The organism is Stenotrophomonas sp. 169, from assembly GCF_014621775.1.
Classification (GTDB): Bacteria; Pseudomonadota; Gammaproteobacteria; order Xanthomonadales; family Xanthomonadaceae; genus Stenotrophomonas.
The window spans coordinates 2,122,768-2,148,450 of sequence record NZ_CP061204.1; the positions used below are offsets into that span (position 1 = coordinate 2,122,768).

The 25,683-nt window shown below is 66.0% G+C and carries 19 protein-coding genes and 1 pseudogene; 11 read left to right on the forward strand and 9 right to left on the reverse strand.

Annotated features, from left to right (window positions below; all coding sequences use genetic code 11):
* Nucleotides 1–50: 50 nt before the first annotated feature.
* Together ICJ04_RS09150 and ICJ04_RS09155 are read right to left on the reverse strand one after the other, a co-directional pair.
* On the reverse strand, nucleotides 51–515 hold the full coding sequence (locus tag ICJ04_RS09150) for a DUF4126 domain-containing protein (protein ID WP_188323986.1): 465 nt from the start codon (nucleotides 513–515) through the stop codon (nucleotides 51–53).
* 144 nt (nucleotides 516–659) lie between these two features.
* A complete protein-coding gene (locus ICJ04_RS09155; protein ID WP_188323987.1) occupies nucleotides 660–1,223 on the reverse strand; it encodes a fasciclin domain-containing protein in 564 nt (187 codons plus the stop codon).
* Nucleotides 1,224–1,442: 219 nt separating this feature from the next.
* Between ICJ04_RS09155 and ICJ04_RS09160 the strand changes: the two genes are divergently transcribed.
* Both ICJ04_RS09160 and ICJ04_RS09165 read left to right on the forward strand, forming a co-directional pair.
* On the forward strand, nucleotides 1,443–2,108 hold the full coding sequence (locus ICJ04_RS09160; protein ID WP_223203060.1) for a thermonuclease family protein: 666 nt from the start codon (nucleotides 1,443–1,445) through the stop codon (nucleotides 2,106–2,108).
* A gap of 211 nt (nucleotides 2,109–2,319) precedes the next feature.
* Nucleotides 2,320–4,869 carry a glycoside hydrolase family 3 protein gene (locus ICJ04_RS09165; protein WP_188323989.1) on the forward strand — a complete coding sequence of 850 codons (2,550 nt, stop codon included), beginning with the start codon at nucleotides 2,320–2,322 and terminating at the stop codon, nucleotides 4,867–4,869.
* A gap of 47 nt (nucleotides 4,870–4,916) precedes the next feature.
* On the opposite strand, the gene ICJ04_RS09170 is transcribed toward ICJ04_RS09165, so the two are convergent.
* From ICJ04_RS09170 to ICJ04_RS09185, 4 genes and pseudogenes are all read right to left on the reverse strand, one after another.
* The gene (locus ICJ04_RS09170; protein ID WP_188323990.1) at nucleotides 4,917–5,303 is read right to left on the reverse strand and encodes a DUF2628 domain-containing protein; all 387 of its coding nucleotides are present in this window, start codon (nucleotides 5,301–5,303) and stop codon (nucleotides 4,917–4,919) included.
* 512 nt (nucleotides 5,304–5,815) lie between these two features.
* Nucleotides 5,816–7,633 (reverse strand): glycoside hydrolase family 15 protein, encoded by a 1,818-nt coding sequence (locus tag ICJ04_RS09175; protein WP_188323991.1) that lies wholly within the window; start codon nucleotides 7,631–7,633, stop codon nucleotides 5,816–5,818.
* Nucleotides 7,630–8,529, reverse strand: coding sequence for an SDR family oxidoreductase (locus ICJ04_RS09180; RefSeq protein ID WP_188323992.1), 900 nt, complete (start codon nucleotides 8,527–8,529; stop codon nucleotides 7,630–7,632). The genes ICJ04_RS09175 and ICJ04_RS09180 overlap by 4 nt, the downstream gene beginning before the upstream one ends.
* Nucleotides 8,530–8,564: 35 nt before the next feature.
* A pseudogene (locus tag ICJ04_RS09185) lies at nucleotides 8,565–9,430 on the reverse strand (SDR family oxidoreductase).
* Between the two features lie 497 nt (nucleotides 9,431–9,927).
* On the opposite strand from ICJ04_RS09185, the gene ICJ04_RS09190 reads away from it, so the two are divergent.
* The 4 genes from ICJ04_RS09190 (at nucleotide 9,928) to ICJ04_RS09205 (ending at nucleotide 14,882) form a co-directional block, all read left to right on the forward strand.
* Complete coding sequence (locus ICJ04_RS09190) at nucleotides 9,928–10,518, forward strand: sugar dehydrogenase complex small subunit (RefSeq protein WP_188323993.1); 591 nt, start codon at nucleotides 9,928–9,930, stop codon at nucleotides 10,516–10,518.
* A gap of 64 nt (nucleotides 10,519–10,582) precedes the next feature.
* The gene (locus ICJ04_RS09195; protein WP_188323994.1) at nucleotides 10,583–12,223 is read left to right on the forward strand and encodes a GMC family oxidoreductase; all 1,641 of its coding nucleotides are present in this window, start codon (nucleotides 10,583–10,585) and stop codon (nucleotides 12,221–12,223) included.
* Complete coding sequence (locus ICJ04_RS09200; protein WP_223202833.1) at nucleotides 12,220–13,614, forward strand: cytochrome c; 1,395 nt, start codon at nucleotides 12,220–12,222, stop codon at nucleotides 13,612–13,614. Before ICJ04_RS09195 ends, ICJ04_RS09200 begins: the two co-directional genes overlap by 4 nt.
* Nucleotides 13,614–14,882: a carbohydrate porin gene (locus ICJ04_RS09205; RefSeq protein ID WP_188323996.1), complete on the forward strand. Its 1,269-nt coding sequence runs from the start codon at nucleotides 13,614–13,616 to the stop codon at nucleotides 14,880–14,882. Before ICJ04_RS09200 ends, ICJ04_RS09205 begins: the two co-directional genes overlap by 1 nt.
* A 215-nt stretch (nucleotides 14,883–15,097) precedes the next feature.
* Here ICJ04_RS09205 and ICJ04_RS09210 read toward each other — a convergent pair whose 3' ends face one another.
* Both ICJ04_RS09210 and ICJ04_RS09215 read right to left on the reverse strand, forming a co-directional pair.
* Nucleotides 15,098–17,116, reverse strand: a complete 2,019-nt coding sequence (locus ICJ04_RS09210) for a TonB-dependent receptor (protein ID WP_223202834.1) — start codon at nucleotides 17,114–17,116, stop codon at nucleotides 15,098–15,100.
* A gap of 326 nt (nucleotides 17,117–17,442) precedes the next feature.
* Entirely contained in the window at nucleotides 17,443–18,669 is a 1,227-nt protein-coding gene (locus ICJ04_RS09215; protein ID WP_188323997.1) for an MFS transporter, read from the reverse strand.
* A 299-nt stretch (nucleotides 18,670–18,968) separates the two neighbouring features.
* Between ICJ04_RS09215 and ICJ04_RS09220 the strand changes: the two genes are divergently transcribed.
* From ICJ04_RS09220 to ICJ04_RS09235, 4 genes are all read left to right on the forward strand, one after another.
* Entirely contained in the window at nucleotides 18,969–20,318 is a 1,350-nt protein-coding gene (locus tag ICJ04_RS09220) for an alpha/beta hydrolase (RefSeq protein ID WP_188327267.1), read from the forward strand.
* Nucleotides 20,315–21,868, forward strand: coding sequence for a GMC family oxidoreductase (locus ICJ04_RS09225; protein WP_188323998.1), 1,554 nt, complete (start codon nucleotides 20,315–20,317; stop codon nucleotides 21,866–21,868). Before ICJ04_RS09220 ends, ICJ04_RS09225 begins: the two co-directional genes overlap by 4 nt.
* Nucleotides 21,869–21,877: 9 nt before the next feature.
* Nucleotides 21,878–22,681, forward strand: coding sequence for an SDR family oxidoreductase (locus tag ICJ04_RS09230; RefSeq protein WP_188323999.1), 804 nt, complete (start codon nucleotides 21,878–21,880; stop codon nucleotides 22,679–22,681).
* Nucleotides 22,682–22,924: 243 nt separating this feature from the next.
* A complete protein-coding gene (locus ICJ04_RS09235; RefSeq protein WP_188324000.1) occupies nucleotides 22,925–23,950 on the forward strand; it encodes an AI-2E family transporter in 1,026 nt (341 codons plus the stop codon).
* 49 nt (nucleotides 23,951–23,999) lie between these two features.
* Here the strand turns inward: ICJ04_RS09235 and ICJ04_RS09240 are convergent, their stop codons facing one another.
* Nucleotides 24,000–24,956 carry an alpha/beta hydrolase gene (locus ICJ04_RS09240; protein ID WP_188324001.1) on the reverse strand — a complete coding sequence of 319 codons (957 nt, stop codon included), beginning with the start codon at nucleotides 24,954–24,956 and terminating at the stop codon, nucleotides 24,000–24,002.
* An 87-nt stretch (nucleotides 24,957–25,043) separates the two neighbouring features.
* Here ICJ04_RS09240 and ICJ04_RS09245 point away from each other — a divergent pair, with 87 nt between their 5' ends.
* Nucleotides 25,044–25,634, forward strand: coding sequence for a CGNR zinc finger domain-containing protein (locus tag ICJ04_RS09245; protein WP_188324002.1), 591 nt, complete (start codon nucleotides 25,044–25,046; stop codon nucleotides 25,632–25,634).
* Nucleotides 25,635–25,683: the final 49 nt, after the last annotated feature.

The window sequence follows — 25,683 nt, forward strand, 5'->3', positions numbered from 1 at the left end:
GCCCTCGCCCCGCGACAGGAAGCGGCGGAGCCCCATCAGGCAATGGTTTTTCAGCGGCCAGCGAGGGCGCTGCGCGTGATCAGGGCCGCACTGCCCACCGCGATCGCGTCTTCCGCCAGGCCGGTGGGTGTCTGCCCATAACGCCGCAGGGCCCGCATGCGCAGGTTGAAGGCCAGATAAGACGCTGCCACGGCGGTGCCGGCGCCCAGCGCTGCCCCTAGACCGCGCTGCGAACGCGGCGCCAACGCGGCGCCGACAATCAGTCCGGTTGCTACACGGGCCACCATGCCCGCCGGTACGATGCGGTCCGGCGCTGTTTTCATCTTGTCGCCCATCAGCTCGCCGCCCGCCAATGCCAGCATGCCTGCCGCAGCGGCGCGGTTGGCCAGCAGGCGCGTCGCCGCGGTGCCCGCGGGCAACCTGCCGCTGCGCGCCGCGTTAGTGACGGCGGCCAGCGGGGTCATGGCGCGCATTCCCGCGACGGCGCCCATCAGAAAGGAATGGATCAGTGCCATGCGAGCGTCCTTGAGCGGAGAAATTATGCCCCACGCTAGACACGCGCCCGTAGGCAGCATGGCAAGAAATTGCGAAGGTCGGGCAAAGGTGCAGTCACTCGGCCAAAGCGGACGTCGCATGGACGTCCGCCCGGTTTTTCCAACTTACTTAGGCATCAACACCGAATCGACGACGTGCACCACGCCGTTGGACTGCATCACATCCGCGGTAGTGACCGATGCCTTGCCGCCCTTGGCATCCACGATCCACAACTTGCCGTCCTGCAGCTTGAAAGTAAGCGGCTCGCCTTCCACGGTCTTCATCGTGGCGGTGCCGCCCTGCTTGGTGGCCGCAGCGGTCAGCTGGGCAGCCGTATGCACGCCCGGCACCACGTGATAGGTCAGGATCTTGGTCAGCGCGGCTTTGTTCTCCGGCTTGACCAGGGTATCGACCGTGCCCGCCGGGAGCTTGTTGAAGGCGGCATTGGTGGGGGCGAACACGGTGAACGGACCTGCGCTGTTGAGCGTGTCCACCAGCCCTGCCGCCTTGACTGCCGCGACCAGCGTGGTGTGGTCCTTCGACGCACTGGCATTCTCAACGATGGTCTTGGCCGGATACATCGGCGCGCCACCCACCATCGGCGGGTTAGCAGCAAAGCTGGGGGCCGCGACGGCACCCAGAACGGCGAGGCTGGTAGCGAGGGCAATCTTCTTGAAAGTAGCTTGCACGGTGCATCTCCTGTTCGTCCCTCGGATGAGGGTACTGAAGGTACGCAGCCGGCAGCGGGCTGGATGCAGGGCAGTGCACTTATTTTTCTGCATGAGGGTGGCGTGAACAAACGGCGCGCCGCAGTCGTCGGTGCGCGACCGCAGCGCGACGCGTAAGCGAGAATAGGCGCCGCTTGTGAGATCGAAGGTGTTGTTCGCTGTATGCGCCGGACTGTTGTGATGTGTGTAGCACTGGTTGTGTCGCCGTTGAGCGTGGCGGCCCCCCTTGAGATCGTCGGCCGTGCCACCGTGGTGGACGGTGACACGCTGGCGGTGAACCAGAAACGGGTACGGTTGTGGGGGATGGATGCGCCTGAGAGCGCGCAGCACTGCAGCACCGCGCAGGGCGCGCGATGGCCCTGCGGACGCCGCGCTGCCAATGCGCTGGATGCACATCTGCAGGGCAGGACCGTGCGCTGCGTGCAGCGCGACGTGGACCGCTACGGCAGGTCGGTCGGTGAGTGTTTCGTGCAGAACGAATCGGTGAACGCCTGGATGGTCCGGTCCGGCTGGGCAGTGGCCTACCGTGAGTACGCCACCCGGTATGTCGAGGACGAGCAACGGGCCAAGGCGCAGAAGCGGAACATCTGGCAAGGGGCCTTCCAGATGCCGGCCGATTACCGTCGTGCGCAGCGTGCCGCCCATGCACGGCCCGCCCAGGCCGAATCGGCGCCTGCCACGGGGTGCCGGATCAAGGGAAACATTTCCAGTGGCGGCGCGAAGATCTTCCACCAGCCGGGCCAGCGCGACTACGCGCAGACGCGGATCCAGTTGGAGGACGGCGAGCGTTACTTCTGTTCGCCTGAAGAGGCGAGGGCAGCCGGCTGGCGCGCCGCAAAGCGGTAGCGCCGCTTTCGTGCTGCGCCGCAACGCGTATCGGGCGAATTCCCCAACAGCTTCCCCGTAGCGCAAGCCTTTTCGCACCTGGTGGCGTAATGGCATTGACAGCGCTGTCAAACCCGGCTTAGAAACGGTTCAGCATCGCTGCTGCACGCGACGCACTCGTCTGGCCTGCATCCAGGCGACCCGTTCTGATCCGACCAGGAATCCGATGCGCATGACTACCCGTTTCGTCCCACCCGCTGCCGGTCGTTTGACGCCTGTGCTGTTGTCCGTTGCGCTGGCGTTGGCCTGCATGTCCAGCGCCGCTGCGGCGCCGGCCGAGGGTCGGATCCACCCCGCGCAGTGGCCGCAGCCGAGCTGGCCGTTGCCCACCGATGCCGCCATGGAACAGCGGATCCGCGTGCTGATGGCATCGATGAGTGTGGAAGAGAAAGTCGGGCAGATCGTGCAGGGCGACATCGGCAGCATCACCCCCGCGGAGGTCAAAAAGTACCGGCTGGGCTCGGTGCTGGCCGGCGGCGGCTCCGATCCTGGTGGACGCTACAACGCCAAGCCCGCCGAATGGCTGGCCTTGGCCGATGCCTACTGGGAAGCCTCGATGGATACCAGCGCGGGCGGTCATGCGATTCCCATAGTCTGGGGCATCGACGCGATGCACGGTCAGAGCAACGTGGTCGGCGCCACGTTGTTCCCCCACAACATCGGACTGGGCGCTACGCGCAACCCGGAACTGCTGCGCGAGATCGCCCGCATCACCGCGGCAGAAACCCGCACCACCGGCATGGAGTGGACCTTCGCGCCGACCGTGGCAGTGCCGCAGGACGATCGCTGGGGCCGTGCCTATGAAGGCTATTCGGAAGATCCGGCACTGGTGGCCAGCTATGCCGGCGTGTTCGTCGAAGGGCTGCAGGGCAAAGCCGGGGTAGCGGACTTCCTTGACGATCACCATGTCATGACGACGGTCAAGCACTTCCTCGGCGACGGTGGCACCACCCATGGCAAGGACCAGGGCGACACCACGGTGACCGAAGCACAGCTGCGTGACATCCACGCCGCGGGCTACATTCCGGCGATCGCGGCGGGCGCGCAATCGGTCATGGCCTCGTTCAACAGTTTCCACGGTGAAAAGATGCACGGCCACAAGCCGCTGCTCACCGACGTACTGAAAGAGCGGATGAACTTCGGGGGCTTCGTGGTGGGCGACTGGAACGGCCACGGCCAGGTGAAGGGCTGCACCAATACCGATTGCGCGCAGACCTTCATCGCGGGCATGGACATGGCGATGGCCCCCGATACCTGGAAAGGCCTGTATGAGTCCACCGTCAAGCATGTAAAGGACGGCACGCTGCCCATGGCGCGGCTGGACGATGCGGTGCATCGGATCCTGCTGGCGAAGATGCGCATGGGGCTGTTTGAAAAGCCCAAACCGTCGGCGCGCGCATTGGGCGGAAAGTTCGAACTGCTGGGATCGCCCGAGCATCGTGCGGTAGCGCGGCAGGCCGTGCGTGAGTCGCTGGTCCTGCTGAAAAACCAGAACGCGGTGCTGCCCCTGTCCCCGAAGCAGACCATCCTGGTGGCCGGGGATGGCGCGGACAACATGACCAAGCAAACCGGCGGATGGACGCTGACCTGGCAGGGCGACGGCACGAAGCGCGAAGACTTCCCGCATGCCGACACCGTGTGGGATGGCATCAGGACGCAGGTGACGGCGGCCGGCGGCAAGGCACACCTCTCGGTGGATGGGTCGTATGAAACCAGGCCGGACGTTGCCGTGGTCGTGTTCGGCGAAGAGCCGTATGCCGAATTCCAGGGCGACCTGCCGGACCTGATGTTCAAGGGCGGCCGTTCCGGCGACCTGGAGTTGATCAAGAAGCTGAAGGCCGATGGCATCCCCGTAGTTGCCGTGTTCATCAGCGGCCGGCCGCTGTGGATGAACCGCGAAATCAACGCCGCCGATGCGTTCGTGGCGGCTTGGCTGCCGGGCTCGGAAGGCGAGGGCGTTGCCGATGTGCTGCTGCGCGGGCGTGACGAAAAGCCTCAGCATGACTTCCGCGGCAAGCTCAGCTTCTCGTGGCCCCGTCGTGCGGATCAGTACGTCAACAATGTGGGGCAGCCCGGCTATGACCCGCAGTTCGCGTTCGGCCATGGGCTCAGCTACGCCGACAACGGCGACCTCAAGGCACTGTCCGAAGAGCCCGGCATCGACCCGACCAAGACCCGAACCAGCACCTGGTTCGACCGCGGCGCTGCCAGCACCGGGCTGACCTTGCGCCTGACCGGCAGCGATGGCGCGCCGGTGGATATCGTGCATCCCAACGCGGCGACACCGGACGCGTCGATCACCATGACGGCGATCAACACCGATGTGCAGGAGGGGGCGCGCCAGTTTGATTTCAGCGGACAGGGCCTGGTTGAACTGCGCTCCAACACGCCGCTGGACCTGCTGCGGGAAACCAACGGTGACGTGCTGGTCATCGCCACGCTTCGCGTTGACGCGCTGCCGGCCAAGGCGTCGGTCAGCTACGTTGCGGCAAGCGGCAAGGCGTCGCGCGGTGAAGTGCCGATCGCCACGGCGCTGGCACGGGCGACCCCCGGCGAGTGGACCCGCATGGGCGTGCCACTGCGCTGCCTGGCGAAGGCCGGCGTGGACATGAAAGGACTGGATGTGCCGATGGGCCTGCGTGCCAGCAAGGGCGTGAAGCTGTCATTGGCCAAAGTGGCCGTGGGTTCGGAGTACGACCAGAAGGTCGACTGCGCCGGTTGAGCGGGTGCTGCGTCGACCTGGTGGTCCGGGTCGACGCAGCGCGCTGCTTAGAACAGCCCTTCGAAGGGGTTCCAGCTTTCCTTGCCCTTGACGCGCTCCATGAAGAAGCTGTAGTTGGTGCTCATGCCGACGGCGATGTTGAGCGCAGCCCACAGCGCACGGGCGACGATGTCCGGCATCACGAACGACAGCACGACCAGAATCACGTTGAGGCCGAGCACCACGAGGGCTTTGCGCCACATGCCCAGGATGGCCAGGTAGATCCAGCCGAAGAACAGGGCGAACAGGTTGACGTTGACCTTGAGCTTGTCAGCGAAGGGCAGGGCCTTCAGGGCCTCGCGGTATTCCTTGGTCTTCGGCGCGCCGTGCTGCTGGAAGAAGTCGAAGCGGAACTGCCACTTCGGGCTGACGGGGGAGGTAGTACGTGTTTCCATTGACTCTCAGGCTCCATGTAATCGTTTACATGTTAGCGATAGTCTGCGCCAATGGGTAGGGCTGGAGGGCACCACGCGGTGCGCTCGCCGAGCGCGGCTCGGCGCTACCCGACCGCGCACGCTGCCGTTGTAGCGCCGACCCATGGTCGGCGGGAGAGCAAAGGCACCGCGCGGTGCGCTCGCCGAGCGTGGCTCGGCGCTACCCGACCGCGCACGCTGCCGTTGTAGCGCCGACCCATGGTCGGCGGGAAAGCAAAGGCGCCGCGCGGTGCGCTCGCCGAGCATGGCTCGGCGCTACCCGACCGTGCACGCCGCCGTTGTAGCGCCGACCCATGGTCGGCGGGAGAGCAAAGGCGCCGCGCGGTGCGCTCGCCGAGCGTGGCTCGGCGCTACCAGACCGCGCACGCTGCCGTTGTAGCGCCGACCATGGTCGGCAGGAGAGCAAAGGCACCGCGCGGTGCGCTCGCCGAGCGTGGCTCGGCGCTACCATGGGTCCGTCAAGGGCCGTGCTTTTATTTGCCGGCCACGGCGAAGGCGGCGTGGATAAGGGCCAGATGACTCAATCCCTGGGGGGTGTTGCCCAGGCCCTGCTCGGTCGCCGGGTCCCACATTTCGGGCATCAGCCCGACGTCGTTGCGGACCCGTGCCAGAAGGGATTCGAACAACCGCTTGGCCTCTTCCGGCTCGCCCAGCAGCCCGTACGCCTCCACCATCCAGAACGCGCAGCTGATGAACGTGCCTTCGCACTCCTGCATCCCGCTGTAACGCCACAGCAGGTCCCCGCTGGCATCGCACAACTCGCGCCGCATCGCATTACGGGTGGCGATGAAGCGCTCCCGCCGAACGTCTGCCAGTCCGAAACGGCACGCCAGCATCAGGCTCGCATCCAGCCGATCGCTGCCGGCATGCATTACATAGGTCTGCCGCGCCTCGTCCCAACAGTGCGCATCGATCCAGTCCAGGATGCGCTCTTTTTCCCGCTGCCATCGCGGCAAGCGCGCGGTGGTGATATGGCCTTTTTCGGCCAGTTCGCAGGCACGTCGCAACGCCATCCAGCACTCGACCTTGGACATCGTGTAGTGCTGCATGTCTTCAAGCTCCCAGAATCCGCTGTCCTTGCGCATCCAACCGTCGGCACACTCTTCGGCCAGCTCGAACAGCAGACGCGCGGTGGAAGGGTCGAAGATATGGCCAGCATCGATCATGCGGCTGGCCATCTCCATGACGTCACCGTAGCCACAGGTCTGCAACTGGTCGGTTGCGGTATTGCCCACGCGCACCGGCTGGCTGTTGCGATAACCGGGCACCTCCACGTAACGCTCCTCTTCCACCCGCTCGCCGCGCAGCGTGAAACAGGGTGCCAAGCCAGGCCGGTGGCGGCCGATGGTGGTCATCAGCCAACTGAAACCCGCCTTCGCATCTGGCGTTGCGCCCACGCGCAGGAAAGCTTTGATCACATAGGCCGCATCGCGTACCCAGGCATAGCGGTAATCCCAGTTCTTGTCACCGCCGATGCGCTCCGGCAAGGACGCGCTGACCGCCGCGGCGATGGCACCGGTGGGCGCGAACCAGAGGAACTTCAGCGCCAGCGCGGAGCAGATCACTTCTTCCCGGTAGGTGCTCGTGCACTTCAGGTCCGCCACCCACTGTCGCCACTCCCGGTCGGAGCGGTCGATGCGCGTGTCGATCTCCTGCAGCGGCGGCACCGGCAAGACTTCATCCTGCGAGGCGAGCAGGGCGACGATGTCCTGCTCGCCCGCGTCGAGGACCAGAACGCCGCGCACCTGCCGGTCATCGCAGGTCTCCACCTGCAGTCGTGGAGAATAATGAAGCATGGTCATCACCGGGCCGACGTGGTGCACGCATCCGTTCGGCGTTTCGCTCATCCACGGCGTGCAGGTGCCGCCCCGGTTACCGGGTTGGTACAAGAGATCGAACGTGACGCTGCCGTCCAGTACGTCGACACGGCGGGCGAGTTCCGACCACGGCAGCCGACCTGCCGGGCCGCTGTTCAACGATTCGGTGATACGCGCCGTGCCACTGGCCGTCCGCACCTCGGTTTCCAGCACGTTGCTGTTATGCCGGTAACGTCGCTGCACGTGCTGGCTGTCGCGTGGCTGCAGGACGAAGCGCCCGCCCTCCGGTGCATCCAGCAGCCGGTCCAGCAGCGGCGGGGCATCCATGCACGGTGCACACCACCAGTCGATGCTGCCGTCGGGTGCGATCAGCGCACTGGAGCGGCCATCCCCGATGGCGGCGTACCCGTTGATCGGTGCATAGCCGTCCGCATCGCGCCGGGTGTCGATGCCCGCAACGTCGGCAGACGTCACGGCAGCAGCATCCCGCCCGTTGCACCGATCACTTCGCCGGTGATGTAGCTCGACTCCTGCGTTGCCAGCAGCACGTACGCCGATGCCATCTCGACCGGCTGGCCCGCACGCTTCAGCGGGGTCTGTGAACCAAACTCCGGGATCGCCTCCGGTGGCTGTCCGCCAGCAGGCTGCAGCGGGGTCCAGACCGGACCCGGCGCAACCGCGTTGACCCGGATGCCGCGCTCTGCGACCTGCTGCGCCAGCGCCTTGGTGAAGTTGACGATGGCCGCTTTCGTCGGCGCATAGTCGAGCAGGTTGGGGGAGGGCTGATACGCCTGGATCGAGGCGGTGTTGATGATGGTGGCGCCCGCCGGCAGATGCGGCAGCGCGGCCTTGCACACCCAGAACAGCGCATGGACGTTGGTGCGGAAGGTCGCGTCGAACTGTTCTGTGCTCAGGTCTTCGATTTTTTCCACCGCGACCTGCTTGCCGGCAATGTTGGCCACGACGTCCAGACCGCCAAGGGCCTCCACCGCCTTGGCCACCAGCGCACTGCAGAACTGCTCGTCCTGCAGGTCACCGGGCACCGCAACGGCCTTGCGCCCCTCGGCCTTTATCAACGCCACCACCTCGGCGGCGTCCTGTTCTTCCTCCGGCAGGTAGTTCAGCACGATATCGGCGCCCTCGCGTGCGAACGCGATCGCAACGGCGCGTCCGATGCCCGAGTCGGCGCCCGTGACCAAGGCCTTTCGTCCCTTCATGCGGCCAAGTCCGACGTACGACGTTTCGCCATGATCGGCTGAGGGGGAAAGTGCATGCACGGTGCCCGGCGCCGTCTGCACCTGCGCGGGATAGGTCGGCTGCGGGAACTGGGTAAGCGGATTCTGCATGTCGTACTGATTGCGGGTGGTCATTGCGGTTCCTTGGGGGGAGGGAGTGAGCCGAAGCGTTACAGCGTTGCGGCACCGCCGGAGATCGTCAGCAGTGCGCCCGAGGTGTAGCTCGAGCTGTCAGCCGCCAACATCACGTACGCCGAGGCGAGTTCCGCCGGCTGGCCCGGGCGACCAAACGGCGTCTGGCTGCCGAACTGCTCGACTTCCTCGGCGGCCATGCCAGCAGGAATGAAGGGGGTCCAGATCGGGCCGGGCAGCACCGCGTTCACGCGGATGCCTTTTTCGGCCAGCAGTCCTGCCAGTCCGATGGTGAGGTTGGCCAACGCGCCCTTGGTGCTGGAGTAGGGGAGGATGTTCGGAGTGGGCTTTTTCGAGTTCACCGACGCGGTATTGATGACCGAACCGCCGTCCTTCAGGTACGGCACCGACAGACGCGTGAGGTTGAATACCGCGTGCACATTGGTTTCAAACGTCTTGCGCCAGTCTTCGAGCGTGATCTCGTCGAAGGATTCGTAGTAGCGCTGGTAGGCGGCGTTGTTGACCAGAATGTCCAGTCCACCCAGCTCGTCGGTCACGCGCTTGATCAGCGCTTCGGCCTGCGCGTCATCGCTCACGTCACAAGGGCAGAGCACGGCCTTCTGGCCGGCCTTTTCGATCAGCGCGGCGATGCTCTCCGCATCTTTTTCCTCACCCTTGAGGAAAGCGATCGCCACATCGGCCCCTTCCCGTGCGTAGGCAATGGCGACGGCAGCGCCGATGCCGCTGTCGCCGCCGGTGATCAGGGCTTTCTTGCCTTTCAGCAGCCCGTGGCCGACATAGCTGTCCTCACCGTGGTCGGGGCGCGGCTCCATCTTGTCCGTCTTGCCGGGAAGGACTGCTGAGGGGTGTTGAACGGGGGCTTGGGGTAATTGGGGACTGGCATCAGCATTTACTCCGGGGGCAGCAGGGAAGCCGGAGTGTGGCGGGGCGACGGTAAAGCGCGTGGCCCCGGGATGTCTGCGTGATGTGGAGAGGGCACGGGACGAAGCGCCGCGCTGCGCGCTCGCCGAGCGTGGCTCGGCGCTACCAGACCGTGCACGCAGCCGTTGTAACGCCGAGCCGTGCTTCGGCGGGAGAGCAAAGGCGCCGCGCGGCGCGCTCGCCGAGCGTGGCTCGGCGCTACCAGGCCGTGCATGCAGCCGTTGTAGCGCCGAGCCGTGCTCGGCGGGATCCTGACTTCACGCGGCACACCGTGTTGACGGTGTAAACAGATCGTTCTGCGCTTCACTCCACGCTCACCTGGCGGTGCAATCCGCAATCAAGTTGTTGAATGCGATCAATTAAAGCGTCGGTAGCGCTATTAGTTGCATATTTGAATTAATAGCTCCGCCAATTGATGGTGTCTCCGCAGCCTGCAATCATGCGGAGCTTCCCCCTCACATGCCGCATTGGAACGTTTCCGTGGACGATAGCAACGGTGATGCGGGCTCTGAACAACCGCATGCGTGGTCACGTCGGAGATTTCTTCTGGCGTCGGCCTCGATGGCGCTGTTCGCAGCCTGCCGTCGCAGCGATACCGCTGCTGTCGGCACCCAGCCAAGCGCCAACCAGCAAGCCGACTCCGGCCCGTCAGACGCTGATGCGGCCGCAGATGCCAGGTTCCTGGCGTTGTCCAGTGCCCTGACCGGCAAGCACGATCTGGATCCCTACGTGTCCGGGCGCATCCGCGCTGCGATGGCCGTCCATGAGCCGGCCACCACGTCCACGCTGGATGCGCTCCAGCGCTTGGCCGGCACAGTGGACTCACCGGAGGAGTTCATTGCCATCCCGGCTGTCCGCGACGCTGCGTTGGTGATCGTCGCGGCCTGGTACACCGGCACGGTAGGCAAGGGCACCGACGCAGTCACCGTGGCCTACCGTGATGCGCTCATGCAGCATCCGGTCGCCGACGGCATCTTCCCGGCAACCTACGCCAGGGGTGGCCCTGCGTGGTGGGTTGCTGCGCCTCCGCCGGCCGTCGCCGCACGCTGAAAACATCCTGATCCTGTCGATAGCCGCGCGGCGCTGATGCACCGCGCCTCCGGAGTGCTGTTCCGTGAAGAAACCTACATTCAACAACGGTGACGTCGAGGCAGACGTCATCGTGGTCGGTTCCGGCGTCGTTGGCGCGCTGGTGGCCAACCAGCTCGTCGCCGCCGGTCACAGCGTGGTGATGCTGGAGGCCGGCCCGCGCCTGAAACGGGCCGAGGTCGTGCAGAACTGGCGTAACGCGAGCTTCGAACGCCGCTTGGGCAGTGACTTCCAGGGCCCGTACCCGCAGTCGCCACACGCCACTGCACCGCTGTATTTTCCAGCCAACGACTACGTCGCCCTGAGCGGCCCCGATGCCAGCAGTTTCCGCCAAGGCTTCATCAAGGCGGTCGGCGGCACTACCTGGCACTGGGCGGCGTCGTGCTGGCGCCACCTGCCGGTGGATTTCAAGATGAAGTCAGCTTACGGCGTGGGCCGCGACTGGCCCATCGCCTACGCGGACATCGAGGACTACTACTGCCGGGCAGAAGAAGCGCTAGGCGTATCGGGGCCTAATGATCCGACGCGGCAGAGCCCGCGCGAACGATCGCGGCCCTATGTGGCAGACATGATTCCCTGGGGGCACGGCGACGCCACCTTCGCCGAGGTCGTCAACCCGCACGGCTACAACCTGGTGCCGATCCCGCAGGGCCGCACCATCCAGCCCTGGAACGAGCGGCCCGCCTGTTGTGGCAACAACAACTGCCAACCCATCTGCCCGATCGGTGCCATGTACAACGGCATCCACACCGTCGATGCGGCCGAGAAGAAAGGCGCGGTCGTGCTGGAAGAGGCCGTGGTCTACCGCATCGACACCGATGCGCAGAACACCGTCACCGCCGTGCACTGGTACGACCGTGACCGGGTCAGCCACAAGGCCACCGGCCGACAGTTCGTCATCGCCTGCAACGCCCTGGAAACGCCGCGTCTGCTGCTGCTGGCGGCCAACGAACAGAACCCGACCGGCATCGCCAATGGATCTGATCAGGTCGGACGCAACATGATGGATCACTCCGGTTTCCACTGCTCCTTCATTGCCGACCGCCCGATCTGGCTCGGCCGCGGGCCGGCGCAGTCCAGCTGCATGGTCGGCCCGCGTGACGGCAGTTTCCGGGCGGACTACTCGGCCAACAAGATCATCCTCAACAACATCAGTCGCGTGCCGGTCGCTACCCAACAAGCGCTTGCGATGGGGCTGGTCGGTGATGCCCTCGACGCGGAAATCCGCCGCCGGGCGGTGTATGGCGTGGATCTGTCCATCAGCCTGGAACCCTTGCCGGACCCGACCAACCGCCTCACCCTGTCCACATCCCGGGTGGATGGGCTGGGCCTTGCCTGCCCGGACATCCACTATTCGCTCGGCGACTACGCCCGCAAGGGGTATGACAAGGCATGCGAGCAGCTGCGGCACATCGGCTCGCTGTTCAATGCCGAAGAATTCAACATCACCACCGCGCTCAATGCGAACAACCACATCATGGGGTCCACCATCATGGGCAGCGACCCGCGCGATTCGGTGGTGGATGAAAACTGCCGCGCGCACGACCACGCCAACCTGTGGCTGCCCGGCGGCAGTGCGATGGTGTCGGCAAGCGTGGTCAACAGCACCCTGACCATGGCCGCGCTGGGTCTGAAGACGGCCGACGCCATAGAGCGTGCGCTGTGAGGGCGGCTGCGCTGGTCCTGTTGGCCGCGGCGTGGGCGCTGTGCGTGCCCGCGGCCCATGCAGACGATGCGGTGGAGCGGGGACGTTACCTGGCCACGGCCGGTGACTGCATGGCCTGCCACACCAAGCCGACCGACGGCAAAGCCTACGCCGGCGGCTACGCCATCGCCTCGCCGATGGGGCAGATATGGGCCAGCAACATCACCCCGTCAGTGAAGTTCGGCATCGGCCGCTATAGCGAAGCCGACTTCGAACGCGCCGTACGCCAGGGCATCCGCAAGGATGGCGCCCGCCTGTATCCGGCGATGCCGTACACCGCGTATGCCAAGCTGAGCGAGCAGGACATCCACGATCTGTACGCCTACTTCATGGCCGAGGTGAAACCGGTCGATGAGGTGTCCCCGTCCACCGACCTGCCGTTCCCGTTCAACATGCGCTTTTCGATGGCGGGCTGGAACCTGCTGTTCCTGGATGACGCGCCGTTCGTCGCCGAGCCCGCCAAGGATGCCCAGTGGAATCGTGGCGCTTATCTGGTCGAAGGCCTAGAGCACTGCGGCAGCTGTCATACGCCGCGCGGGCTGCTGATGCAGGAAAAGTCCAGCCAGCCGTTGGCAGGAGGCTCGCTGGGGCTGTGGTACGCCCCCAACATCACCTCTGACCCGGTGAGCGGTATCGGGGCGTGGACCGATCAGGAGATCACCCAGTACCTGAAAACCGGCAAGGTGAGCGGCAAGGCGCAGGCCGGCGGCGGCATGGCAGAGGCCATAACCCACAGCCTGTCCCACCTTACCGATGACGACATCGCATCAATCGTCACCTACCTGCGCACGGTGCCCCCGGTGGCGGACGCGGGCATGACCCGCAGCGCCTCTTCCTGGTCGCTGCGGGAGGGCGGCGCCACGACTGCCGGAGAGGCCCGCCTGCGCGGCACCTCGCTGCCGCTGGACAACGGCCAGGTGGTCTACGACGGCTCCTGCGCCAGCTGCCACGGCAGTCGCGGCGAGGGCAGCACGGATCAGTACTACCCGTCCTTGACCCATAACAGCACGGTGGGCGCAGCGACCCCGCAGAACCTGCTGGCGACCATCCTGAGCGGCGTAGACCGCGAGGTGGCGGGTGAGCACGTGCTGATGCCGCACTTCTCCACGGGCTCGTACGTGCAACCGCTGACCGACACGGAAATCGCCAACGTCGCGACCTACGTACGACAGCAGTTCGGTCCCGGTGACAGCGTATCGTTGGACGACGTCAAGCGCGCACGCGCGGGCGGTCCAGCGCCGTTGCTGATGACGCTCACCACCTACGGCCTGCCGGCAGCCGGACTGCTGTTCATCGGGCTGGTGTACTGGCTGTGGCGTCGTCGCGCCGCGCGCAGGAAGAGGGGGCTGTGATGCGCGCATCGTCTGTGGTGCTGTCGCTGGCTGCGCTGCTCGCCGCGCAGCAGGCCGCTGCCGCCGAGGCGCGCCTTGAGCCCGCCGCCAAGCCGGTCGACACGGTAAAGCAGGTGCCGCTCAGCACGGGCCTGCCACTGCGTGCATGGCTGCAGGATGCCGGCATCACTCCCACTGCCCGCGCCGTGGTGTCATCGGCGTATGCGGATGGCGGCTACCGTGGTTCGGGCAGCGCGACGGCCACGCATCTTGATCTTGGCGCCATCATCGATACCGGCAAGGCCCTGGGCGTCGACGGCACGGTCAGGATCGTGCTGTCCGACCGCTTCGGCCAGGCAGTGCATGACCGCTACACCGGCAGCTACATCCAGAACCAGGCGTTCTGGGGACAGGGCCAGAATTTCCGCCTCAACGAGGTGTCCTACGAACGCTCGCTGCTGGACAAGCGGCTCAGCCTGAAGGGTGGCTTCTTCTCGATGGGCAACGATTTCGGTGGCCTGCCGTATACCTGCAATTTCAACAACAACGGACAGTGTGGCCACCCATTGGGGCCGATCTACAGCTCGGGCTGGCTGGATAATCCCACCGGCCAATGGGGGCTGCGTGCCAAATGGTCCGACCCCTCCGGCTGGTACGCACAGACCGGTGTGTTCGATGTGAACCCCTCGCGCAAGCAGGCCGACAATGGGTTCAAGCTCGCGCTGGATGGAAACACGGGCCTGTTCTTCCCGGTGGAGCTGGGCTTCGTCCATGATCCCGGCCAGCGCGGTTACGGCGGCACCTATAAGGTCGGCTATTACCGGGACACGTCCAACGCCGTGCAGCTGGGCGACCCTGCGGCACGCGAGGCTTCGCACCGTAGCGGCGAGTACATCCAGCTTGCACAGCGCATCTGGAAGCCGGAGGCAGAGACGGTGCGTGGCGTGTCCGCGTTTGCCATCGCCACCCAGGCCGATGTGCGGACGGGGTCGCTGCGGCGTTCGTGGGAGCTCGGCGTAAGCTGGCGCGGCCCGTTCCGCGCACGCGAGGACGATATCGTCAGTGTCGGGTGGACCCGGCTGGATTTCTCCGACCGGCTGCAGGCGCAGCAACGCAGCAGCGGTGAGCCCGTGCAGACCCGTGAGCAGATGCTGGAGGTGAACTACGGCGTGCAGGTTGCGCCCTGGCTGATCCTGCGGCCGGCGGCGCAATATGTGACCCGGCCTTCCGGCCTGTCCGAACGGCCCGATGCCTGGGTGTTCACCCTGCAGGCGCAGGCCACGCTGTAGTCGTCGTCGCCACGGATGGCGTGACACCGCGTTGCCCGGCGGGAGAGCAAAGGCGCCGCGCTGCGCGTTCGCCGAGCGTGGCTCGGCGCTACCAGAACGCGCACGCTGCCGTTGTAGCGCCGAGCCGTGCCCGGCGGGAGAGCAAAGGCGCCGCGCGGTGCGCTCGCCGAGCGTGGCTCGGCGCTACCCACCGCGAGCATGCCCCCCGATCCCGGTCAGAAGCGCGCCGTGGCACCCACGAAGAACGTCCGTGCGCCACCGTCGTAATTGTTGCCTTCTTCGATGGTCGATACGTCGCCGACGTTCAGTACGCCGGCGCGCAGGGTCAGACTCTCATTGACGTCGAACCCGGTCACCAGGTCCACCGTGGTATAGGCCTTGGCGAAGGTCGCACTGGTGGCCGACACCAGCTGCTCGCCGATGTGCTGCGCGCTCAGGTTCAACGACCACGCATCGGTGACCTGCCAGTCCAACGAGGTGTTGCCGGTGATCTTGGGCACCACCAGCAGGCTGGCGCCGGTGCTGCGGTTCTTCGATTCCAACATGCGCGTGGCGTTGGTGGTCCAGCTCAGGCGCTCATGCAGGGGCACGGTGACGCTGGCTTCCACGCCACGGGTGCGTGCCTTCTGCACGTTCTGCGCCACCGTCCACCAGAATCCGTTGACGAAGCTGGTGGACTGGCCGGGAATCTCGCGCAGCGGTACCTGCTGGATCTTGTCGTCGAAATCGGTCAGGAAGTAGGTTGCCGATGCGGACCAGCCGCCCTGGTCGAAGCCCACGCCGATCTCGTAGTTGGTGCTGGTCTCAGGTTCCAGGTCCGGGTTGCCGGCCATATAGCAGCCGGTAGTGCCATCGGCACTGACCGAGCGGTTGGTCCAGCCCTCTGCGGTCAGCGCGGTGCAGCCATTGCCGCCGCTCTGGGTCGCCGCACCGGCCGTGCCCTGCTTCAAGGTGGGCGCGCGGAAGCCTTCCGAGACACCACCGCGGATCGTCCACGCATCCGCCGGATGCCACACGCCGTAGATGCGCGGGCTCAGGTTGTCGTCGTAGTTGTCGGTGTTGTCCCAGCGCAGCCCCACCGTCAGGATGAAGCGCTCGTGCAGGGTGATGTGGTCTTCGGCGAACAACGCCCACGAATCGGCTTCTGCGGTCGGACTGATACGTCCCGTACCGGTCCAGGTCACCGGCACGGTGCCGATGGTGTTGTTGTTCTCAAGCTGCTCGCGCTTCCACTGGCCCCCGACGTTGATGTTCTGTTCGAAGCCCCAGTCGAAGCTGCGGGTAAAAGCGGTATCGAACACGGTCTCCTTGGCATGGTTGCCGACGGTGCTGCCCTTGTCTTCGTAGTCGTTCTGCACCAGCGTGGTCTTGGACGTGGACGCATCGCCGTACCGACCGTCGTGCATCACCACGTAGCCGGTCTGCACCAGCTTGGACAAGCCCCATGCGCCGACGGCACCGGCCCCGGTATTGCGCTGCTCGCCACGCGATGCCTCGACGCCCACCGTGTGGTCATCGTTGATGCGCCAGTTGAGCAGGGCGTTGTAGTTCTGCGCCTTGTTGCCGGGTGTCTGCCGCGCGCCGGTGTCGGATTCACGGTTGGTGACATTGGCGCCCACGCGCAGGCCGAGGTTCGGCGTCAGCGGACCACTGAACAGCGCGCCCATCTGGGTCGTGTTGCCGCGCGTGTCCGAGTCGGGCTTGCTGTAGTTGTAGGTGACCGAGCCGCCCCATTCGTTGGCGATCTTGCGGGTGATGATGTTGATCACCCCGCCCATGGCATCGGAGCCGTACAACGAGGACATCGGCCCGCGTACCACTTCGATGCGCTCGATCATGTCCGGCGAGAGCCAGTTGAGATCCTGCGGTCCGAGGTCGTCACGATAGTTCACGCCCGACGAATTGCCTTGGCGGCGGCCGTCGATGAGGATCAGGGTGTACTGCTCGGGCAGGCCGCGCAGCTTGATCTTCGATTGCGCACCCGACAGCGCGTAGCCACCGGTTACCCCGGGGACGGTGCTGAGCAGTTGGCCGATGCTGCTGACCGGCTTGCGTTCGATCTCCTCGCGGGTGATCACGCTGATGCTGGCGGGCGCATCGCGGATCCACTGCTGGGCGCCCGTAGCGGTGACCACCACGGTGTCCATCTGCTTGGCCGACGCGGCGTCGGCGCTGGCCTCGGCATGGGCCTGGGCGGTGATGACAAGACCGACGGCCACCGACAGGACGGCCACCGTGAAGCGGGAAAGGGGGAGGGGACGACATCGACGCAGTACTCCTGAAAGAAAGGGGTCCGCTGGCGATGGCTGGGACATCCGTGTGGGGTATTTCAAGCTTCCTTAACAATCGTATCACGACCCATTCGCATTTGACACGTAGCGTTACGTTGTCATGTGCGGCAATGCGATGGTGGTCTCAACGGCGGCGCCAACGGTAGAGCCGGCTTCAGCCGGCTGCTCTTCGCATTCGACTGTTCTCCGCGAACTGCCCGCTTCGCTCGCCGAGCACGGCTCGGCGCTACCCGCCAACGACCCGTTCGCTCGTCGAGGCTGGCTCGGCGCTACCCGGAACCCACCCGGCAGGTCTCTGGCATCGCAAGGGCCAGCACGCACGCCAATGCTGCAATCGCGGCCAGGCTGAGGAAGGCGGCATCGTAGCCGGCGAACTGCACGATCACGCCCGCCAGACCGGGGCTGAAGGCCGCACCCACGCCGAATGCGGTGGAGACAGCGCCGAGGGTGACGTTGAAGCGACCGGTTCCTTGGGTCAGGTCGCTGACGATCACCGGCAGCAGTGCGCCGAAGATCCCGGCGCCAATGCCATCAAGCAGCTGCACGCCCAGCAGCCAGTACGGTGCATCGGACAGGGGATACAACACGCCGCGGATCGGCAGGATGAAGAAGGCGATCAGCAGCAGAGGGCGGCGGCCCCACCGGTCGGCGCGGGCGCCGACCAGCAGGGCAGCCGGCACCATCACCAGCTGCGCCGCCACGATGCAGGCAGCGGTGAGGGTGGTGGCCAGGTGCGGGCTGGACTGCGACAACTTCTGCCCGACCAGCGGCAGCATCGCCGCGTTGGCCAGATGGAACAGCGCACAGCACGCTGAAAGAATCACCAGCGTACGGTTGTGCAACAGCTGCATGATCCCAGCGGGCGCAGCCGGCTCGGACGTCGCGGCTGACAGGCCGCGCGCCTGCTGATGGTCGATGGCGGCGGCCGGAATCATCAGCACGGCGCCGACACTGGCCAGTGTCATCACCGCCATCAGATAGAACACCACCACCGGCCCACCGACATACGCCAGGCCACCGGCCAGCACGGCCGCGACCGCGTTACCGGCGTGGTTGAAGGTTTCGTTCCGGCCCATGCGGCGGGCAAACGCGCGTTGGCCGCCAATGCCCAGCGACAGCGCGGCAATGGCCGGTGCGAAGATCGTCCCGGCCACCGCGCTGATTGCCTGGGTAAGCGCGACCAGCGTGAAAGAGGTGATCCACGGCAAGACCACGCAGCTGACCGTCACCACCAAGGCGGCGATCACTACCGCCGCGCGCTTGCCGTTGATCCGGTCCATCAACGCCCCGGCGGGCGTCTGCGTCAGCAACGCAGCAAGCCCTGCAACGGTCATCACCACGCCGATGCTGGCCGGCTCCCATTTGTGCACCGCCAGCAGATAGATGGCCAGATACGGCCCTAGTCCGTCGCGGACGTCGGCAAGGAAAAAGTTCAGCCCATCGAGCGCCCGTGCGGGCGTTTGCGAAGCAGAGGGAGCAGAGGGCGTTGGGGTCACGGGGGACTCGCGGGGAGGGGCAGGTTGCCCGGCTGCAACGGCATTGGCACGTTATGCGCGTACGCCTGTGACGGCTGCGTGGCGTGTTCGGCAAGCGCTCCCCGCATCTGCTTACGCCTCGCCCGCAGGCACCGGTTCTACTTTTGCAGGGCCTACGACGAGCGCCCGTGGAGCGTGATGCGGTTGCTCGATTCCGGCAGGGTGGCGAGCCGCTGCGCATGCAACGCGTACACGCTTTCCTGCACGCAAAGAAGACGCGATGCCACGCATGCTCCGGAACCGGATATGGCGGATTTTTCATGCAGCGGCCCACTCTTTTTTTTCTGCACTCATTGGGCGCAAGCCGAGACGAATGGCGGGATGTGATCGCCACCCTGGAGCCACAGTTCGAGTGCGTGGCCCTGGACGTACCCGGTTTTGGAACCACGCCAAGCGCAGGGCGCCTGGATGTGATTGCGCTGACGGACTGGTTCTGTGCGGAAGTGGCAGACCGTGCGCCGCCCTGCTGGTTCGCCATCGGTCACAGCATGGGCGGAAAGATCGCCACGCTTGCGGCGGCGAGGTCACGCGATGGGCTGCTGGGATTGGCCGGACTGGGAGGTGTGATCCTGATCGCAGCCTCCCCGCCGTCGCCTGAGCCGATGGATCCGGCGCGGCGCGCGGAGATGCTGGCCTGGTTTGGCAGCGGTGCGCCCCAGCGTCAGCATGCGGAGACGTTCGTGGACAACAACGCGGCATCCATGCTGCCGCCCGCGTTGCGCGAACGTGCCATCGCCGACGTGCTGCGGTCGCAGCCGGAGGCGTGGGCGGCGTGGCTGCTACGTGGCAGCCGCCAGGATGTCGCCGATGCGGCAGGAACGCTTCACGTACCCGCACTGATCATGGCCGGCGCTGAGGACGGTGACCTGGGTGCCGACGCGCAACGTCGGCTCAACCTACCGCACTACCCAGCGGCCACGTTGGAGTGCATCCCCGGTGCGGCGCACCTGTTGCCCTATGAAGCTCCGCACGACGTGGCGCGGCTGATCACCCTGCAGGTAGAGCACAGCCAGGCACGGCGCCTGCCCGATGACTTCATGCGCCTGCTCAACAGCAACCGGGTGGTCCCGCGCATGCGCAGTCGGCTGTTGCAGCGTCATGCCGGGCCAGCGCCGGATGCCCGCGGAGTGCTCTCCGACGGGCAGCGTGCCGTGCTTGGCGCATTGGCGGCGGCCTTACTGGATGGGCAGGCCGATGGCCTGGATCTGGCGCGCCGGATCGACATCGCCCTGGCCAACGAGGAAGGCGACGGCTGGCGTTTCGCCGACCTGCCCGCCGACGTGGCCGCATGGAAAACCGGGCTGGACATGCTGCAGCAGATGGATTTCGGCGACCTGCCGACCAGCGGCCAGGCCGCGCTGCTGACGGCGATAGCACGGGGTGCGCATCCTCTTGCGCCGGACAGCGCGTTCAGCACGGCGCAGCTTGCGCACTGGTTCGAAGACGCGCGCGCCACCGTTGTGCGCACCTGGACCAGCCTGCCATCCACCTTTGCGCTGATGGGTTACGACGGCTTTGCGGTGGGCGGCGACGGCCGGCACAGCCTGGGCTACACGCATACCGAGGCCGACCACGGCGAGGACTGGCAACTGCGGGGAGCACGCCCATGATGCAAGCCACGCCGTTGCACCCGGTCGATGTAGTGGTCATCGGCAGTGGGGCAGGGGGCGCGCCGCTGGCCGCACGGTTGGCGGAAGCCGGGCTGTCGGTCGTCGTGCTGGAAGCCGGCGCCGCATTCGACTCTGAAGATCATCTGGCAGATGAACTCACCACCGGCATCTACTGGATGGAAGAACGGCTGAGCGGCGGCAGTACGCCCACCGCGTTCGGCCCCAACAATTCCGGCACCGGACTGGGCGGTTCGACGCTGCATTGGGGCGCGTTCTGTCCGCGACCCGATGCCCGCGACATGCAGCTGAAGACGTTGACCGGACAGGGCGAAGACTGGCCCATCGCCCACGCGGACCTCAGCGCCTACATCCAGCGCGTGGAATCGTTCATCGGCGTGGCTGGACCTGCCCACTATCCGTGGGACACCACGCGTCACTATGCCTATCCGCCGCCCTTGCGCAATGCCTCGGCGCAGGCGATGCAGCGCGGTTGCGCGGCACTGGGTATTCAGGCCACGGACGCACCTGCGGCTTTGGTGACGCGTTCGCGTGAGCAGCCCGGCTTCGGCACGCGCAGTGCCTGCAACAACTGCGGTGCCTGCCACCAGGGCTGCAGCAACGGCGCCAAGACCAGCATGGACAGCACGTGGCTGCCACGCGCCCGCGCGTTCGGCGCGCAGCTGCGCAGCAGTTGCCGCGTCACGGATATCGAACGTGACGCACGTGGCCGCGTCACTGGCGTGGTCTACCACCAGGACGGCGTCGAGCAGCGTCAGCCCTGCGCCGCGGTGTTCCTGTGTGCCGGCGGCATTGAAACCCCGCGCCTGCTGCTCAACCTTGGCCTGGCCAACGGCAGCGGACAGGTCGGGCGCAATTTCATGGCCCACGTGGCGACCCAGGTCTGGGGCGAGTTCGACGCCGACATGTGCATGAACCGCGGCTACCCGTCGTCCTTGATCAGCGAAGATCAGCTGCGCCCGGCCGCCGCCGCGTTCGTCGGTGGCTATCTGGTACAGAGTCTGGGCGTGCAGCCGGTGACCCTGGCCACCACGCTCGCCCGGGGTGCGGGACTGTGGGGCGCGGCGTTGGTTCGCACACTACAGCGTTATCGGCGGCTGGCAGGCATCGGCATCAACGGCGACTGCCTGCCGCAGGCAGCAAATCGGCTCTACCTGTCCGACGAAACCGACGCGTTCGGTCAGCGCAAGGCGCGCATCGATTTCAGCTACGGCACCAATGAAACGGCGTTGAACGTGCATGCCACGCGCACGCTCACCTCGATCTGGCAGGCCGCCGGTGCCAGCGGGATCTTCAGCGCCGAGCGCTCGGCCCATACCTTGGGCACCTGCCGGATGGGCACGTCCCGGCAGCACGCGGTGGTGGACCCGGACGGCCGCAGTTTCGACATCGCCAATCTCTATATCTGCGACAACTCGACCTTCCCCAGCGCACTGGCAGCCAATCCAGCACTCACCCAGATGGCGCTTGGGCTTCGTACCGCTGAAAGGTTCCTGGCCACGCACGGCCTGGGACGCACAACCACAGCCTGAGGAGGCGACATGGATCTGGGTATCACAGGGCGCATCGCACTGATCAGCGGCGCCGATTCGGGAATGGGCAAAGAGACCGCCCGGCAGCTGCTGCAGGCCGGCGTGCGCGTTGCCATCACCGATGTAGCCGACGGCACGCTGGATGAAGCGCTGGCCGAGCTCAGTCCGCTGGGCGAGGTGATCGCCATCACCGGCGATGTCACCCGCGCCGCGGACGTCGACACGATCTGGGCCAAGGTGCGCGCCGATATGGGCGAGCCGGACATTTTCGTCAACGCCGCCGGTGTGACGGGCGCTACCGGTGATTTCCTCGATGTGGATGACGAGGGCTGGCTGCGCACGCTGGACATCAACCTGATGGGCGCGGTGCGGATGTGTCGCCACGCCGTGCCGGCGATGCGCGCGCGGAGCTGGGGCCGCATCGTGCTGTTCGCGTCCGAGGATGCGGTGCAGCCCTATGTGGATGAGCTACCGTACTGCGCATCCAAGGCCGGCATCCTCACCTTGGCCAAGGGGCTGTCGAAGGCGTACGGGCCAGACAACGTGCTGGTCAACACCGTGTCGCCGGCCTTCATCCACACCCCGATGACCGACGCGATGATGGAGAAACGCGCACAGGAAAAGGGCATCTCCTTTGACGAAGCCGTCGCCACCTTCCTGGACGAAGAACGCCCCGGCATGGTGCTCAAGCGGCGCGGGCGGCCGGAAGAGGTGGCGTCTGCCGTAGTGTTCCTGTGTTCCGAACGCGCCAGCTTCATCAACGGCGCAGGCATCCGCGTGGATTCGGGCTCGGTCTACACGCTGGCCGGCTGACCCACGGCGGTGGCGCCGATGGTGGCGCCCACGTTGGCGCCGATGGTAGAGCCGGCTTCAGCCGGCTGCTCTTCACATCAGGCTGCTCTTCGCCCTCCGCCAACGGCCCGCTTCGCTCGCCGAGCATGGCTCGGCGCTACCGTTTCGGGCGATGCCTTCGCGCATGCGGAACCCATGGGGCGGGGCGCCGTATGATGGCTGGGCTCTCTTCCTCGCTCCGGAATCCAAGGTACGCCCATCGCCATGCACGAACTGATCGCCCGAACGTCCCGCCCGCCCGCCTTCCGTATTGCCGCCTGGTTGCTGATGCTGCTCGGCATGTGGCTGGCGCTGCGCCTGGGGTTGGTGGTGACGCTGCTGTCGGGCCTGCTGGTGTTCCACCTGACCCACCTGCTTGCTGGCTCGGTGGAAGGCAAGCTGCCGCCGGGACGGGCCCGCGCCATGTCGGTCATCGTGCTGGCTGTGCTGATCATCGGCGGGTTGAGCTTGGCAGGCGTCGGCATCGCGGCGGTGTTCCGCAACCAGACCGGTGGCCCCGACGTACTGCTCGCCCATCTGATGGACATTCTCAACAGCTCCCGCCATCAGGTGCCGGCCGTGCTGCGCGCCTACATTCCCGAGGACATGGACACCCTGCGCACCGCACTGAACGAATGGGCCGCCGAACACCAGCGTCAGCTTGGTGTGGCCGGTACGTCGGTCGTGCAGGTGGGCGTGCGGGTATTGATCGGCATGGTGCTGGGCGCGATGGTCGCGCTGTATGACGAAATGCCGTTGTCGCGGATGGGTCCGCTGGCCCAGGAAATGGTCGGCCGCATCAGCCGAATGGCCGTGGCGTTCCGCCAGGTGGTCTTCGCCCAGGTCAAGATTTCGCTGTTGAACACGCTGTTCACCGGGATCTTCCTGCTGATCGTGTTGCCGCTGTTCGGCGTGCAGTTGCCGCTGGCCAAGACGCTGGTGCTGATCACGTTCGTCGCCGGGCTGCTGCCGGTGGTCGGCAATGTCATCTCCAATACCATCATCACCATCGTCGCGCTGTCGGTGTCGTTCTACGTCGCGGTGGGCGCGCTGCTGTACCTGGTGGTCATCCACAAGCTGGAGTACTTCCTCAACGCGCGCATCGTGGGCGGCGAGATCCGCGCACGGGCCTGGGAGCTGCTGCTGGCGATGCTGCTGATGGAGGCGGCGTTCGGATTGGCCGGCCTGGTCGCCGCGCCGGTGTTCTATGCCTACATCAAACGCGAGCTGCTCGACCAGGGCTGGATCTGAGCAGCGCACGCCGCAGAACGCCGACCGTGTGACCGGTCGGCGGTTGCAATCACGGCTGGCTGCTGGGCGCCACATGCCGATCCAGGAAGGAGCGGATGACCGGAATGATCTCCTGCGCATGGGTTTCCAACGCAAAGTGGCCGGTGTCGTAGAAATGGATCTCCGCATCGGGAATGTCCCGCGTCCACGCCTGCGCGCCAGCCGGCAGGAAATACGGATCGTTGCGGCCCCATACCGCCAGCAGCGGGGGCCGCTGCGTACGGAAGTACGTCTGGAAGGTGGGGTAAAGCTGCACGTTGGAGGCATAGTCCAGCAGGAGATCCAGCTGCACGTCGGCGTTGCCCGGCTGTGACACCCGCAGCCCCTCCAGGATATAGCCATCCGGTGGCACCCGGCTGGGGTCGCTGACGCCCTCCAGATACTGCCATTTGATCGACGCGGCGGTGGGGAAGTCGGCCAGCGCGGCGCGGTTCTTTGCCGTGGGTTCTTTCCAGTAGGTGCGGATCGGATCCCAGCCCTTCGCCAGCCCTTCTTCGTAGGCATTGCCGTTCTGCGAGATCAGCGCCGTGATCCGTTCCGGATGGGCGGTCGCCAGGCGCCAGCCGATCGGCGCGCCGTAGTCATGCACCATCAGCGCATAGCGGTCGAGCTTGAGCTGTTCGGTGAAGCGTTCCATCGTCCTGCTCAGGTTGTCGAAGGTGTACGCATAGACATCGCCGGCAGGCGACTCGGTGTGGCCGAAAGACGGCAGGTCCGGTGCGATCACATGGTAGGTGTCGGCCAACGCGGCGATGACATCGCGATACATGTATGACGAGGCTGCGAACCCATGCAGAAGCAGCACGGTGGGCGCGTTTCGGGGGCCAGCTTCCCTGTAGAAGATCCTGACATCACCCACCTGCTCGTATCGGTAGTGGACAGGGGTAGCAAAGGGTGTGGCCAGCGCGTTGCCCGCAGTGAGGGCGGCAGCCACGCCGAGCGGAGCAAGGAGGTGATTGATCTTCATAAGTTTCGCCATGTAACCGTGTTGGAGTGTTTTTGCAGGTTACGCAGCAAGATGGTAACCTGTCAATCTAATTTACGGAGGTTACATATGCCGCCTTCAGACGCGACCGCCCCCCTGTTCGTCGCCAACGACCTGGCGTTGGACTTCATCAACTCGGCCTACGGGCCGCCCACCGCACCGGTGGACGTGCTGGTGGACGACGCGGCGGTGGTGCTGTGGCTGACGGAGGCCGGCGTCGTCGCGGCAGGCAGCGTGCGTGCGCCGAAGGGGCTGCTCGCACTGGCGATCGCCCTGCGTGACGAAGCGCGTGGCCTGCTGGCTGCTGCGAGGGCAGGGCAGCCGTTGCGTGCGGACCGGGTCAACGCGGTGCTTGAAAGAGGCAGACCCGTGCTGGAATTGAGCTCAATGCCCAGCGACGCGACGCCCGTGCTGGTGGAGCGTCGTCGCGATGACAGCCCCGAGGCCTTGCTGCAGCCAGTCGCGCTTGCGCTGGGGCAGCTGTTGGCGGGCGGCGACCTGCAGCACGTCGGCCAGTGTGAGGCGCATGACTGTTCGCTGCTGTTCCATGACACCACCAAATCCAGGAAGCGGCGGTGGTGCAGCATGGCGCTGTGCGGCAACCGGATGAAGGTTGCCGCGTTTCGTTCGCGCCGCCAGTTCGTGCCGACTCAGGGATAGATTCCAGCAGTGCGGGTGATCTGCGCGGCCCCGCCCTGGAAGCGTACGG